The sequence below is a fragment of the Cellulosimicrobium sp. EB106-03-01-XG111 genome, assembly GCF_058792115.1.
On the sequence record NZ_JBYTEQ010000003.1, the window covers coordinates 55,769 to 69,235 of the forward strand.

14 protein-coding genes are annotated in these 13,467 nt (G+C 77.2%); 5 read left to right on the plus strand and 9 right to left on the minus strand.

All coding sequences use genetic code 11. The annotated features are described in order from the left end of the window. Nucleotides 1-25: 25 nt before the first annotated feature. Nucleotides 26-1,027, plus strand: coding sequence for an MvdC/MvdD family ATP grasp protein (locus AC3WT4_RS04250; protein ID WP_257418899.1), 1,002 nt, complete (start codon nucleotides 26-28; stop codon nucleotides 1,025-1,027). A 69-nt stretch (nucleotides 1,028-1,096) separates the two neighbouring features. Here the strand turns inward: AC3WT4_RS04250 and AC3WT4_RS04255 are convergent, their stop codons facing one another. From AC3WT4_RS04255 to AC3WT4_RS04270, 4 genes are all read right to left on the minus strand, one after another. After that, nucleotides 1,097-1,834 (minus strand): glycosyltransferase family 2 protein, encoded by a 738-nt coding sequence (locus AC3WT4_RS04255; protein ID WP_492314801.1) that lies wholly within the window; start codon nucleotides 1,832-1,834, stop codon nucleotides 1,097-1,099. Beyond that, nucleotides 1,831-2,436, minus strand: a complete 606-nt coding sequence (locus AC3WT4_RS04260) for a DUF2238 domain-containing protein (protein WP_492314802.1) — start codon at nucleotides 2,434-2,436, stop codon at nucleotides 1,831-1,833. Before AC3WT4_RS04260 ends, AC3WT4_RS04255 begins: the two co-directional genes overlap by 4 nt. A 171-nt stretch (nucleotides 2,437-2,607) precedes the next feature. Then, nucleotides 2,608-3,114, minus strand: coding sequence for a VOC family protein (locus AC3WT4_RS04265; RefSeq protein WP_492314803.1), 507 nt, complete (start codon nucleotides 3,112-3,114; stop codon nucleotides 2,608-2,610). Between the two features lie 33 nt (nucleotides 3,115-3,147). Continuing rightward, nucleotides 3,148-3,744 carry a GNAT family N-acetyltransferase gene (locus tag AC3WT4_RS04270; protein ID WP_492314804.1) on the minus strand — a complete coding sequence of 199 codons (597 nt, stop codon included), beginning with the start codon at nucleotides 3,742-3,744 and terminating at the stop codon, nucleotides 3,148-3,150. Nucleotides 3,745-3,875: 131 nt separating this feature from the next. Here AC3WT4_RS04270 and AC3WT4_RS04275 point away from each other — a divergent pair, with 131 nt between their 5' ends. Further along, a complete protein-coding gene (locus AC3WT4_RS04275) occupies nucleotides 3,876-4,415 on the plus strand; it encodes a hypothetical protein (protein ID WP_074806536.1) in 540 nt (179 codons plus the stop codon). A 10-nt stretch (nucleotides 4,416-4,425) separates the two neighbouring features. Here the strand turns inward: AC3WT4_RS04275 and AC3WT4_RS04280 are convergent, their stop codons facing one another. From AC3WT4_RS04280 to AC3WT4_RS04290, 3 genes are all read right to left on the minus strand, one after another. Continuing rightward, nucleotides 4,426-5,235: a hypothetical protein gene (locus tag AC3WT4_RS04280; RefSeq protein WP_108049591.1), complete on the minus strand. Its 810-nt coding sequence runs from the start codon at nucleotides 5,233-5,235 to the stop codon at nucleotides 4,426-4,428. 83 nt (nucleotides 5,236-5,318) lie between these two features. Then, nucleotides 5,319-6,944, minus strand: a complete 1,626-nt coding sequence (locus AC3WT4_RS04285) for an ABC-F family ATP-binding cassette domain-containing protein (RefSeq protein ID WP_492314805.1) — start codon at nucleotides 6,942-6,944, stop codon at nucleotides 5,319-5,321. 267 nt (nucleotides 6,945-7,211) lie between these two features. Beyond that, on the minus strand, nucleotides 7,212-8,153 hold the full coding sequence (locus AC3WT4_RS04290; RefSeq protein ID WP_074806527.1) for a LysR family transcriptional regulator: 942 nt from the start codon (nucleotides 8,151-8,153) through the stop codon (nucleotides 7,212-7,214). A gap of 96 nt (nucleotides 8,154-8,249) precedes the next feature. On the opposite strand from AC3WT4_RS04290, the gene AC3WT4_RS04295 reads away from it, so the two are divergent. Further along, entirely contained in the window at nucleotides 8,250-8,873 is a 624-nt protein-coding gene (locus AC3WT4_RS04295; protein WP_492314806.1) for an MFS transporter, read from the plus strand. Then, complete coding sequence (locus AC3WT4_RS04300; protein ID WP_492314919.1) at nucleotides 8,810-9,523, plus strand: hypothetical protein; 714 nt, start codon at nucleotides 8,810-8,812, stop codon at nucleotides 9,521-9,523. Before AC3WT4_RS04295 ends, AC3WT4_RS04300 begins: the two co-directional genes overlap by 64 nt. 45 nt (nucleotides 9,524-9,568) lie before the next feature. Here the strand turns inward: AC3WT4_RS04300 and AC3WT4_RS04305 are convergent, their stop codons facing one another. Next, nucleotides 9,569-11,389: a siderophore-interacting protein gene (locus AC3WT4_RS04305; protein WP_492314807.1), complete on the minus strand. Its 1,821-nt coding sequence runs from the start codon at nucleotides 11,387-11,389 to the stop codon at nucleotides 9,569-9,571. Further along, nucleotides 11,389-12,429, minus strand: coding sequence for an ABC transporter substrate-binding protein (locus AC3WT4_RS04310; protein WP_492314808.1), 1,041 nt, complete (start codon nucleotides 12,427-12,429; stop codon nucleotides 11,389-11,391). The genes AC3WT4_RS04305 and AC3WT4_RS04310 overlap by 1 nt, the downstream gene beginning before the upstream one ends. 229 nt (nucleotides 12,430-12,658) lie before the next feature. Here AC3WT4_RS04310 and AC3WT4_RS04315 point away from each other — a divergent pair, with 229 nt between their 5' ends. Next, on the plus strand, nucleotides 12,659-13,462 hold the full coding sequence (locus tag AC3WT4_RS04315; protein WP_492314809.1) for a helix-turn-helix domain-containing protein: 804 nt from the start codon (nucleotides 12,659-12,661) through the stop codon (nucleotides 13,460-13,462). The last annotated feature ends 5 nt before the right edge of the window (nucleotides 13,463-13,467 follow it).

Here is a 13,467-nt window from a genome sequence, read left to right on the forward strand (position 1 = left end):
TCACGGACCGGACCGGGAGACCGCGATGATCGGCATCGTGTCGCACGCGGACGACCTCCACACCACGGAGGTCGTCCGCCACCTGGACGCGCTCGGCGCGCCCCACGCGCTCCTCGACACGGGGCACGCGCCCCGCGACGTGGCGCTCACCTCGACGCAGGACGCCGCGGGGTGGCGCGCCGACTGGGTCGACACGAGCGCCGAGGGCGTGAGCGCGGTGGACACCACCACGCTGCGCGCCGTGTGGTGGCGCCGCCCGCAGCCGTTCGCGCTGCACGACGACCTGCGCTCCGCCCAGGACCGCGGCTTCGCCCACGGTGAGGTGGCCGCGGCGGTGTCCGGGCTGTGGTCGTGCCTGCCCGCCACGTGGGTCAACGACCCGGACCGCGACGAGGCCGGGTCCCGCAAGATGTGGCAGCTCCAGGTCGCCGCGCGCCTGGGGCTGCGCGTGCCGCGCACGTGCATGACGAACGACCCGGCCCGCGCCCGGGAGTTCCTGCACCGGGAACCGGGGCGCGTGATCTTCAAGCCGTTCAGCGGCACGCCCGCGACGTGGCGCGAGACCCGCCCCGTGCGGGAGGCGGACCTCGCGCTCATCGAGAGCGTGCGCTACGCGCCGGTCATCTTCCAGGAGGCCGTCGCGGGGTCGGACGTGCGCGTGACGATCGTCGGCACGGAGCTGTTCGCGGCCGAGCTGCGCACCGAGGAGTCGGCGTACGCGTACGACTTCCGCGTCGACACCCACCACTGCCCGACGTCGGTGCACGACCTTCCCGAGCACGTCGCCACCGCGCTCCTGCGGCTCATGGAGGTGCTCGGCCTCTGGTACGGGGCGGTCGACCTGCGCCGCACGCCCGAGGGCGACTACGTGTTCCTGGAGATCAACCCGGCCGGGCAGTGGCTCTTCGTCGAGTACGCGACCGGCCAGCCGATCGCCGCGGCGCTCGCGGCGCTGCTCGCGCGTCTCGACCGCGAGGAGGCCCCGGGCGCGACGCGGCGGCGCACCTGGCGCGGCAACGCGGACTGAGCGTGGGTCCGGGTCCGGGTCCGGGTCCGGGTCCGGGTCCGGATGCGGGCCGGGCAGCGCCGGTGCGCGTCAGCGCCAGCGGTCGCGCCACCGCTCCCACGGTGGCGCGACCGTCCAGTTGAGGCGCAGCGTGCGCCACGCGCGGTCCATGCGGCGACGGCGCTGGCGTCGCCCGCGCAGCGAGCGCGCCGACACCCCGACGCGCCACGACCGGTCGAGCACCGTGCGTCGGCCCGGACCGAGGCGGAACGACAGGTCGAGGTCGTCGTGCACCTCGGGGTCGTCGCGCACGACGGCGTCGCGCACGGCGGTCCACGCCGAGCGGCGCAGGGCCATGCACGAACCCCAGAGCGCGGTGTGGCCCAGCGCGAGGTGGCACAGCACGTAGTACGCGCCGAGATAGACGATCGCGACGGCGGCGCGCGCGCCGCGCGGCAGGTCGTCGAACGTGCCGGTGCCGGTCATCGCGTCGAGGGTCGGGTCGGCGGCCATGCGGTCCACGACGCGCTGCACCCACTCCGGGTCGGGGAGCGAGTCGGCGTCGAGCCGCGCGATGACGTCGCCGCGCGCGGTGTCGTACCCGGTCGCGGCGGCGGCGGGGATGCCGACGCGGTCCTCGCGCACGACGACGGCACCCCAGCGCCGCGCGACGAGCGCCGAGTCGTCGCGGGACGCGTTGTCGACGACCACGACCTCGAGCGGCGCGACGGTCTGCTGCGCGATGCGCGCCAGGCAGCGATCGAGGGCGGCGGCGTCGTCGCGGACGGGGACGACGACCGACACGGTCGGGGCGGTCCGGGGCGTCACGGTCGGACCTCGCGGACCGCGGTGCCGCGCGCGAGGAGGACCCCGGCGACGGCGGAGCCGAGCAGCCCGGTCGCGAGGTCGGTGACCGTGTCGCCGTAGCCGACGCCGATCCGGTCGTCGAGGAACGTGTGCCCGGCCCACTCGCCGAGCTCCCACAGGATCGCGAGCACCGCGCCGAGACCCGTGGTCACCACGACGACGCCCGTGCGCCACGGCAGGCCGTCGGCGTGCGGGGAGGGCAGCGCACCGACCCGGACGAGCGTCACCGTCGCGAGCGCCGCGATGAGCCCGGTGCACACGGCGTGCACCGGCAGGTCGAGCCACGGCACCGCGCGGTACCACTCGAGCTGGGCGGCCCAGGCGGAGGCGAGCAGCGCAGCCCCGTAGCCGACGTCGAGCACGCCGGTCACCCCGAGGGCGCGCGGCACCATCGTCCCGCCGAGCACGAGCAGGAACAGCGCGACGCCGACGCCGTCGAGCGCCGCGCCGGCCGCGACGACGCTGAGCGCGGCCGCGGCCCGGACCGCGTCGCCCGCGACGAGCGCGCCGCGTCCCGGGGCGGCGAGGGAGGGGCCCGCCGTGGGGGCGGGGGTGGCGGGCATGCGGGGCTCCTGGGAGGGTGGTGCGGCGGCGGGGATCACAGCCTCACACCCCGCCGCCGCGTTCGCACGCCCGTCCGCCGGGAGCGCTCGTCGCGCCTCCCGAGGCGCCCGGGGGTCGGGTCGGTGGTCACGTGACCCAGCCTCCACGGCGGAGCCGCGGAGCCGCGGTGCTCACGGTGCGGGCGCCTCGATCCCGATGCCCTCCAGGAACCGGGCGGAGTCGCTCCCGGCGACGAACGGCCGCGCCGCCGTCATGACGACGCGCGCGTTCTCGGGCGTGCGGACCTCGACCTCGACGGACCCCCACGGCATCTCGCGCGGGCCCGTCGTGCAGCCGGGCGTCACCGCCTCGCACGCGGCGACGATCGTGTCGACCTGCGACAGGACCCACGAGAAGCTCACCGTCAGGGCCGGCAGGTCGGGCGCCGGGGTGCCCGGGACGAGGAGCACGTCCTGGAACGCCCAGCGCCGCAGGTGCACCATGCCGTCCGGCACGGAGAACAGGTCGACGAACCCGAGCCCGCGCGTCCAGAGCTCGACGGACGCCGCGAGGTCGTCCGTCGGGACGGTCACGAGCTGCGGCATGCCGTAGATGCCGCGGAACGGCTCCGGGGCGACGGCGTCGGGCCCCGGGGCGGGGACGGGGGAGAGGTCGAAGGCGGGGAACGTGTCGGTCATGCGGGCAGCCTGCGCCCTGACGTCGCGTCAGGGTCAAGCGCCCGCGCGCGCCTCGTCGGCCAGCAGCGCGTACACGACGCCGTCGACCCAGCCCAGGTCCCGGTGCAGGGAGTCGCGCACCCCCACGCCCTCGCGCCGCATCCCCACGCGCTCCATGAGCCGCCACGACGGCTCGTTCGCGAGGAACGCGTTCGCCACGACGCGCCGCAGCCCCAGGTCCTCGAAGCACACCCGCAGGAGCGCCCGCACGGCTTCCGTCGCGTAGCCCTGCCCCTGGTGCGCCGGGTCGAGCACCCAGCCGATCTCGGCCTCGTCGTCGTGTGGACGGTCGACGACGTCGCGCTGCGCCCAGCCGTCGCGCACCGCGAGGTAGAGGTCCCCGACCACGGCGCCCTCGTGCTCCACGACGAGCGTCGTCGCGAGCCGCCCCGGCTCGACGTGGTGCTCGCGCCACTCCTCGACCGCGGTGAACCGCTGCGTGAGCCACCGGTCCACCTCGGGCAGGCTGCGGTAGGCGAACAGCGCGTCCGCGTCGTCCGGCCGGGCGCGGCGCAGCGTCAGGCGAGCGGTCCGCACGGGCCACGCGACCCGCTCCAGGGCGTCGGGGCGCACGTCGGTGGCGTCGGTCATGCGCCCACCCTGGCACGTGCGCGGCCTGCGCATCGAGGGGATTCCCGCGGCGCGGGACCGTCGGTCCGCACGGCGGCCCCGACGACGGGCGCGCGCGACGGCACGCCCCGCGCCGGTCTAGGGTCGCCCCCATGACGCTGTTCCTCGACGACCCCGACCAGGGGCTGTCGCCCGCGACGAGCCACCCCGCCTTCGTGTCCCTCGCGCCGGAGCCGTTCTACGACGAGGGCGAGGACTTCGCGCCGTTCGGCAACGACTCCGGGCACGACGCGCTGCGCGACCTCGAGGAGTGGTACGCCGCGGACGGGCGCGACGACGCGCTGCCCGCCTTCGTCGACGGCCTCCTCGCCGCGTGGGACCTCGGCGTCCCCGAGGACGTCTGGGCGGCCGGTCGGCAGGGCGCGGTGGACCGGCTCGGTCGCGGCGACGTCGACGAGGCGGCGCTCGCGGCCGAGGCCCGCGCGCAGATCGCGATCGTGCTCGGTCAGCTGAAGATCCGCGGCGGCCTCACGCCGCACGCGCGGGCCCTGGGCACCGCGGTGCTGGACGTGCTCGCCGCCCTCAACGACCACGCGCGGGTCGTGAGCCCGGGCTGGCGGTACGCCGACGCCGACGCCGCGGCGACCGCCGCGATGGCCGCCGTCGTGCGGGCCGCGCCCGACCTGACCTGACGGCCCTGCCCTATGCCGACGGCGGGTCGTCGTCGGCCCGGCCGCCGACGAGGTTCCGTACGCGCTCCCTGCGCGCCCGGTAGCGCGCCCCGAAGCGCTCCTGCGCGCGGGCGAGCCGGTGCGGCCGGCGCCCGTACCGGCGTCGGGCCCAGAACGACGACGGCTTCGCGAGCCGCACCGCGCCCACGAGCGCGACGACCGGGACCACCACGCCGACCAGGCCCGTCGCGAGCTTGCCCTTGAGGACGCACACGAACGCGAGCGCGAGGTGCACGACGACCGTCACGGTGTAGGCGAGCCAGCCGCCGGAGGTGCCGTCCGAGGTCACGCCGATCGGTGACGCGGACAGGAGCAGCGCCCCGCCGAGCGCCCCGCCGACGAGGATCGCGTCGATCGAGCGCCGACCCTCCTCGGACCAGTAGACGTCGTCGACGTAGAGCCACAGCGCGAACTCGTCGAGCGCGAGCGCGGCGCCCGCGCCGAACAGCAGCGCGAGCACCTCCGACCACGGGTGCCCGGGGGAGTAGCGGAACTCGAGCATGCCGGTCAGCAGCACGAGCAGGATGCCCCACACCTGGTGGTGCACGTGGACGCCCCCGATCGACACGTCCCCGAGGAGGGACCGCCCCGACGGCGGCCGACCGTCGTCCGGGGGCTCGTGCCCGGGCGCCCCCGTGGTCGTCGCTGCGGCGGCCTCGGTGCGGGCGCGGATGCGGCGCGTGATCGACCGCACGACGACGAACGTCACGACGAACCCGACGAGCGCGAACAGCGCCGGGGCGCGGCCCGTGCCGACGACGTGCTCGGTGTACCAGCCCACGGGTCCCCCTCCCGGCCGGTGGTCCCGGCTCCATCGTCCGGGGTCCGGGGCGGCCCGTCGAGCGGGGCGCCCCGGACCGGCGCTCAGCGGGCCGGGTCTGCCACGCCCGCGGGCACCGCGTGGAGCGCGCCGTCCCGGTCGAGCTCGAGCCGCACGTCGACCCCGAGGCGGTCGAGGAACCCGGCGTCGTGGCTCACCACGAGCAGCGCGCCCGCGTAGCCCGACAACGCCTCGACGAGCCGCTCGACGCTGCGCACGTCGAGGTCGTTCGTCGGCTCGTCGAGCACGAGGAGCTGCGCGGGCGGGTCGGCGAGCAGGAGGCGTGCGAGCGCGACCCGGAACCGCTCCCCGCCCGACAGCGTGCCCACCGGGCGGTCCACGGCGGACCCCCGCAGCAGCAGGCGTGCGAGGTGGTTGCGGACCGTGCCCGGAGCCGTCCCCGGGGCGCCGTCGCGGACGTTGTCGAGCGCGCTGCGCGCGTCGTCGAGCCCGTCGAGCCGCTGCGAGAGGTACCCGACCCGGTCGGTGAGGAGCGTCCCGCCGGCGCGTCCCGGCTCGGGCGTGCGCCCCGCGAGCAGGTTCTCCAGGAGCGTCGTCTTGCCGGTGCCGTTGGCCCCCACGAGCGCGACCCGCTCAGGTCCCTGGAGGACGACGGTGCGGTTCGTCCCGTGCAGCTCGGCGAGGCGACGGCCGCGCGGGACGTCGGGGTCCGGCAGCACGAGGTGCACGTGCTCGTCGTCGCGCACCCGGGCCGCCGCCGCGTCGAGCGCCTGCTGCGCGGCCTGGACCCTGGCGTCCAGGCCCTGGCGCATCGAGCCGGCCGAGACCTGGGCCGCGGACGCGCGCAGCCCCATGGAGATGCGCGAGCCGGTGCGGTTGGCCTGGGCGGTCCGCGCCGTCCGCTCGCGCCGTGAGAGCTTGGTCTCGGCCTCGACGCGCTGGCGCTTCTCGGCGCGCAAGGTCTGCTCGGCGGTCCGCGCCGCCTGCGCCGCCGCGGTCTGGTCGGCCTCGAGCTGGGCGCGCCACACGCTGTACGGGCCGCCGAACGTGGTCAGCGTGCCCGCGTGCAGCTCGGCGGTCTCGTCGACGTGCTCGAGGAGCTCCAGGTCGTGGCTCACGACGACGAGCGTCCCGGGCCAGTCGTCGACGAGCGCGGCGAGCCGGGCGCGCGTACCGCGGTCGAGGTTGTTCGTCGGCTCGTCGAGCAGCGTGATGGCGCTGCGCCGCACCCGCAGGCCGCTGATCGCGACGAGCATCGCCTCGCCGCCGGACAGCTCGCCGACGCGCCGGTCGAGGCCGACGCCGTCGAGCCCGATCTCGGCGAGCGCCTGGGCCGCTCGCGCCTCGACGTCCCAGTCGTCGCCGACGGCGTCGAAGTGCCGCTCGTCGACGTCGCCGGACTCGATCGCGCGCAGGGCGTCGAGCGTGCGGTCGATGCCGAGCAGGCGCGCGACGCTCGCGTCGAGGCCGAGCGTGAGCGTCTGCGGGAGGTAGGCGACGTCGCCGGTGGTCGTCACACGCCCGGACGTCGGCGTGAGCAGGCTGGCGACGAGGCGCAGCAGCGTGGACTTGCCGGCGCCGTTGTCGCCGACGAGGCCCGTGCGGCCGGTGCCGAACGTGCCGGAGAGGTGGGAGAGCGCGACGGTGCCGTCGGGCCACTCGAACGTGAGGTCGGTCAGCGTCACCGCGGACCGGTGCAGGGTGGACATGGGTGTGCTCCTCGGCCCGCGGTGCCGCGGGCGTGGTCGTGCCGGGAAGGACGGGCGGGCCGTCGTCGCGCGGGCGCGCGGACGGGCCGCCGGTGGCGGGAGCGGTGGGGCGTCGTCCAGGCACGCCGGGGCTGCGGCACGAGCCGGGCCAGGGTCGCCGAGGAGGGCTCCGACGGGGCGGAGCGGGGGCGAGGGGTGCGCTGGGGCGGGCCGCCGACGGCTCGGCGGCTAGAGTCTGTCGACCTCGATGAGCACGCGTCGATGCTATCAGCGCGGCCCGGACGGGTCCGCGGGCGCGGGGCCCGTCGGTGCCCCCGGAGCCCGCTCCGCCTCCGTGACGAGCGAGGCGACGAGGGACGCGACGAGCGCCGCCGCGGCCGCGCCGGGGTGCGGTCGCGTGACGAGCCCGAGGGACCACGCCTCCGGTGCGTCGAGCGGCACGGCGACGGCGCCGGGCGCGGGCTCGTACATGTCCGCGGGGACCACCGCCACGCCGAACCCGGCGGCGACGAACGCGGGGAGGTCCCCGACGTCGGCCACCTCCGTGTCCGCGCGCGGCGCGACGCCCGCGTGCGCGAACGCCCGCTCGGCGACCACCCGGTTGCCGAACCCGCGCGGCGTCGTCACCACGTGCTCGTCGGCCAGGTCGCCGGGTGCGACGGACCGCGCCCGGGCCAGCGCGTGGTCGGCGGGCAGGACCGCGACGAAGGTCGACGACGTCAGGCGCGTGTAGCGCAGGCCGGGATGGTCCTCGGGCCCCAGCCCGGTGAACGCGACGTCCACGACGCCGCGCCGCACGTCCTCCCCGAGGCCCGTCGACCCGGCGGGCGACGGAGTGAGGCGCAGCACGACGCCGGGGTGCCGGTCGCGGAACGCGGCCAGGGTGCGCGGCAGCCCGAGGTACCCGAGGTTCGTGAACACCCCGAGCCGCACGGTGCCGCGCACGTGGTGCGGTCCGGGGGCGACGGCGGCGCGGGCCTGGTCCACGGCGTCGAGCACCGCCCGGGCCCGGGGGAGCAGCGCCTCCCCCTGCGACGTGAGCGCGACCGAGCGCCGCGTGCGCTCGAACAGGCGGGCGCCGAGCTCCGCCTCCAGCGCGCGCACGCCCGCCGAGACGCTCGACTGGACGGCGAAGACGCGCGCGGCGGCGCGCGTGAAGCTCAGCTCCTCGGCCACGGCGACGAAGTACTCGAGCTGGCGCGTCTCCATGCCGCTCAGCGTAACGATCATTCATCGCGAAAGGCGATCAGTAGGATCGACAGAAGTCGTTGGACACGATCACGGACCCCGGCGCACCGTGGACGCATGACGACGACCTCGGCACCCCCGACCCGCTCCGCACCCGCGCGACCGGACGACGCGCAGCGGCCCTCCCGGCCACCGCGTGCGCGGCGCGCGCGGCCGCTCGTCTCGCACGGGTCCGGGTTCCTCGTGGTGGCGCTCGCGTTCGCGACGGCGATGGCGTTCTCGACGGTCCCGACGCCGCTCTACCCGCTGTACCAGGCGCGTGACGGCCTGCCGACGGTCGCCGTGACCGTCGTCTTCGCCGCGTACGCCGTCGGGGTCGCCGCGAGCCTCTACCTCGTCGGGCACCTCAGCGACCGGTTCGGCCGTCGTCGCGTGCTGCTCCTCGGCCTCGCGGCCGAGCTCGTCGCGGCGGTGCTGTTCCTGCTGCTGGACGGTCTGAGCGGCCTCGTCGTCGCGCGCCTCGTCTCGGGCGTGGGGATCGGGGCCGTCACCGCGACGGCGACCGCGCACCTCGCCGAGCTCCGGGGGCCGCCCGCCCCGGCGGCCCGGCGGACACGAGCGCCGTCGCGGGCCTGGCGAACATCGGCGGCCTCGCGCTCGGCCCGCTCGTCGGCGGGCTGCTCGCCCAGGCCGCGCCCGCGCCGCTCACGACGCCGTACGTCGCCTTCGCCGTCCTGCTGACCGCGGCCGTCCTCGCCGCCGCGCTCGTGCCGGAGACCGTGGCGCCCGCCGCCGCCCCGTACCGCTACCGCCCGCAGCGGGTCGCCGTGCCGCGCGCCGGGCGCGGCACGTTCGCCGCCGCGGCCGCCGCCGCGTTCGCGGGGTTCGCGGTCTTCGGCCTCTTCACGTCCCTCACGCCGAGCGTGCTCGCGACGGTCATGCACGAGGAGTCGCGCCTCGTCGCGGGCCTCGTCTCCGCCGCGGTGTTCGCCATGGCCGCCGTCGCGCAGCTCGCGACGGGCCGGCTCGCCCGCCGGCGCCAGGTCGCGCTCGCCGTCGCGCTGACCCTCGTGGGGCTCGCCCTGCTCGCCGTCTCCGTCGGCACGGCGAGCCTGCCCGGGTTCGTGGCGAGCGCCGTCGTCGCGGGCGCGGGCGTGGGCATCCTCTTCCGGGGCGCGCTCGCGACGGCAGGGGCGCTGGCCGACCCGGGCCGCCGGGGCGAGGTCCTCGCGGGGGTCTTCCTCGTCGCGTACGTGGGGCTCGCCGTCCCCGTCCTGCTCCTCGGGCTGTCGCTCACGGTCGAGCCGCTGCACCTCATGGTCGTGGTGTTCGCGGCGGCGACCGCGCTGCTCGTCGCGGCGGCCGCCCCGGGGCTGGCCCGCCGGTCCTGAGCGCACGGGCGGGGCGGACCGCGGCGCGGCCCGCCCCGCCGCGGGTCAGCGGGCGAGCTCGACCCGCGCGACGCCCCAGCCGAGGGCGTCGTGCCCGACGACGCGCCACCCGGCGCGTGCGGCGAGCCGCGCCACGTCGGCGGGCGTGCGCGGTCCGGACCCCGTGGTCGCGAGGGACAGCAGCGCGTGCTCGTGCGCGTGCGGGCTCAGGCCGTCGGGCGTGAGGTCCTCGACGAGCACGGCCCGACGCGCGGCGGCCCGCATCGCGGCGAGGAGCGCGACCACCTCGTCGTCGGTACGGTGCCCGGTGCCGAGCGCGCACACCGCGAGGTCGGCGACGGGCCACGAACCGGACGTGACGTGGGGCGAGCCCGTGCCGGCCTGCTCGCGCAGGACGGCGAGGGGGACGGGGTCCTCGACGAGCGTCGTCGTGCGGTCGCCGGGCACGTCCGCGAGCAGGTCGGCCACGACGAGCGCCCCCGGCCCGCCGACGGCCACCGACCGCGCGTCCGACCACACGGGCCACGTCGGGAGGCCGGTGAGCACGTACGGCAGGACGTCGGCGCCCTCGACGACCTCCGCGGCGAGGTCGGCGTCGGCCTCGACCTCCGCACGCAGGGTCCGGCCGCGCGAGCGCGCCCACGCCGGGGCACCCTCGCGCAGCGCCGGGGCGAGCGCGGCGAGCGCGAGGACGGCGTCGGCCTCCAGCCCTTCGTGCTCGTCGCGCGCGTGCTCGTCGTCGAGGAGGTCCTCGCCCGCGTCGGCCAGGGCGACCGTCTCTCCGTCCGAGGTCACGACCCCCGACGCCGCGAGGACGTCCACGAGGACCCGGACCGCCCCGGGCGCGACGCGGGCCGCCTCGGCGAGCGCCGCGACGTCGCGCGGGCCGTCGCCGAGCGCGTCGAGCAGCCCGAGCTGCAGCGCGGCGCGCGTCGCGAGCCACGGCACGGGGGACGGCACGCCCGCGGGCTGCGCCGTGGGGAGGTTGCCGGTCGCGGTGCTGCCCGGGACGCCGCCCGAGGTGTCGCCGACGGTGCTGCCCGCCGTGCCGCCCGGCCTCGCGCCCGAGGGCGCCGGTTGCGCGTGCCAGTACCCGGTGACGTCGACGTGCGTGCGGGGCACGGCGCGCTCGCGCGTGAGGTAGCGGCGCACCGGGAGCAGGGCCCGGCTCTCGCTCGCGGCCCACGCGTAGACGTGCCCGGGCCACCAGGCGAGGGCGCGCACCGCCTCGCCGAGCGCGGCACGGTCGCCCTCGGGAGCGACGACCCAGCGGACGGTGTCGCCGTGGCGCAGCGCGAGGTCCTGGCGCGCGGACGCGTCGCCGACCGTCACGACCACCTGCACGGGCACGCCCACGGGGCGCTCGTCGAGGAAGCGGCCGATCGCGGGCAGCGCGGTCTCGTCGCCCGCGAGCAGGGCCCAGTCGACGTCGTCGGGCCACACGGTGGAGGCCTTGGGGCCGACGAACCACAGGACGTCGCCCGGGCGCGCCGCCTCGGCCCACGCGGCGGCGGGCCCGTCGCCGTGCAGCACGAGGTCGAGGTCGAGCTCGCCCGCCGCCGGGTCCCAGCGGCGCGGCGTGTAGTCGCGCCCCTGCCGGTTCGGCGCGGGCGGCCAGTCGATGCCGTGCGCACGCTGCACGGGCAGCGCGGACGCGACGTCGCCGTCGGACGCGAGGACGAGCTTCACGTGGTCGTCGAACCACGGCGCGTCGAACGCCGGCATCGGCATGCCGTCGCGCTCGAACGCGCCGAGCTCCGGGCCGACGAGGGTCACGCGCCGCATGCGGGGCGTCACGTCGACGACGCGCGCGACCTCGACGCGCCGCAGGACGAGGGGATGCGTGCGCAGCCGGTGCTGGGCCATCAGGAGAACTGCTCCTCGACGACGTCGAGCAGGGCCATCGCCTCGTGGTAGTCGCTGCGGATCGTCCACGTGGGCAGCTCGTGGGCGTTCCCCGCGGCGAACGACGGCAGCCCGGCGAACACCGGGTCGGCGGCGAGCGCATCGAGGTCGACCTCCGCGCCGTTGAAGCCGATGACGAACACGTTCGGCGCGGTGACGACCGACGTCACCTGCTCGGCCGACACCTCCAACATGTCACCGCCCGGCGTGTAGGGCTCGGCGCCGGTCTGCTCCTGGATCGGCTGGACCGCGAACCCGAGCCGCTCGAAGATCGCGGGGAGGCCCTCGCCCTCCTGGAGGGCGTACGTCGTGCCCTCCGCCGTGCGGGCGAGGAACGCCGTCTCGCCCACGGGCACGGTGATCGCGTCGCGCACCTCCGCGAGCCGGTCCTCGTACCCGGCGGCGAGCTCGTCGTACGTCGCCGCGTCGTCGAACACGTCCTCGGCGAGGAACGCGAACTGCCCCTGCCACGTCGTGTACGTGCCGCTCACGAGGACGGTCGGCGCGATCCGGCTCAGGCCGTCGTAGACGTCGGTCGCCTGCTTGAGCGGGAAGCCCCACCCGCCGCCGACGATGAGGTCCGGCTGGAGCGCGAGGATCGCCTCGAGGTTGAAGCCGTCCGCGCTCCACTCGAGGAGCTCCGTGCCGTCGTCCTCGGCCTCCTGCGCCCAGAGCGGGGAGAAGGCCGGCTCGGGGTCGTCGGTCACCTCGGGCACCGTGGCGAGGACGGGGACGTCGAGGGCGTAGAGGTACCCGGCGAGCGCATGGTTGAGCACGACGACGCGCTGCGGGTCCGTCGGGACGCTGACCTCGCCCTGGTCGGTCGAGACGACGCGCTCCGCCGCGGTAGCGGACGAGCCGGCGGGCTCGCCGGAGCCCTCGGCCCCGGCGTCGGACGTGGTGGTACCGCCCGAGCACGCGGAGAGCGCGAGCGTCGCGGCGGCGACGAGCGCGGCCAGCGCGGTGAGGGGGCGGCGGGCGGGACGGCGGGACGGCAGCATGGGACCTCGCACTCGGGAGCAGGGACGCGGGGGCCGCACGGCGTCACCGCGGCGCACCTCGCGAGGTTAGGCTAACCACACCTGGGCGCTGTTCCGTGTCCGGACGTGACACGGACCGTCCCGGACGCGACACGACGGCACGAGCGGCACGACCGACACGTGACGACCGCACGGTGCGTCGCGGACAGGTCGCGGGATCGTCCCGGCCGGCCGCGGAGAGGAGACCCGCATGACCCCGACGGCGCTGGGCGCCGTCGTCCCCGAGAACGCCGTCCGCTTCCTCGGCCACGACACCCACGCGCACGACGAGCCGCACCTGGTCCACGTCGTCGCGGGCACCGCGGAGCTGGTCGCCGACGGCGCGCCCCTGACCCTGCGCACGCACGAGAGCGTGTGGCTCGCCCCGCGGGTGCCGCACTCCGTGCGGCTGCCGGGCGGGGCGATGGCCCTCGGGCCGGTGCTCTCGCCGGGCGTCGAGCCGCCCGTGCGCGTGCACCGGCTCGGTGTCGTGCCGGCCGTCACGGACGTCCTGACGGCCGTGCTCTGCGCGGGCCCGGCGACCCCGGAGCAGGTCGCGCCGTTCCGCGCGGCCCTCGAGGAGGTGCTCCGGGGGATCGCGGGGGACCACTTCGTGCTGACGCTCCCGTCGCACCCGGTCGCGCGCGCCGTGGCCGAGGACGCCCGGCGCGGGGGTGCGACGCTCGACGAGCTCGCCGACCGGCGGCGCGCGAGCGCGCGCCACGTGCAGCGGCTCTTCGTCGAGGAGACGGGGCTCCCCTTCGGGCGCTGGCGGACGCGCGCCCACCTCAACGTCGCGATCGCGCGGCTGCGTGGCGGTTCGCAGCTCGACGCCGCGGCGCGCGCCGCGGGCTACGCCACCCGCGGCGGCCTGCTGCGCGCCCTCAGCCGGGAGACCGGGCAGCCGGTCGCCGACCTCGCGCGCGACCCTCTGGCGGTCCTCGGCCGCGCACCGCGCGACGTCGCGCGACGCGGGACCCGGACGGATCGCGCCGGTGAGCGCCGGGGCGCCTGAGCGGG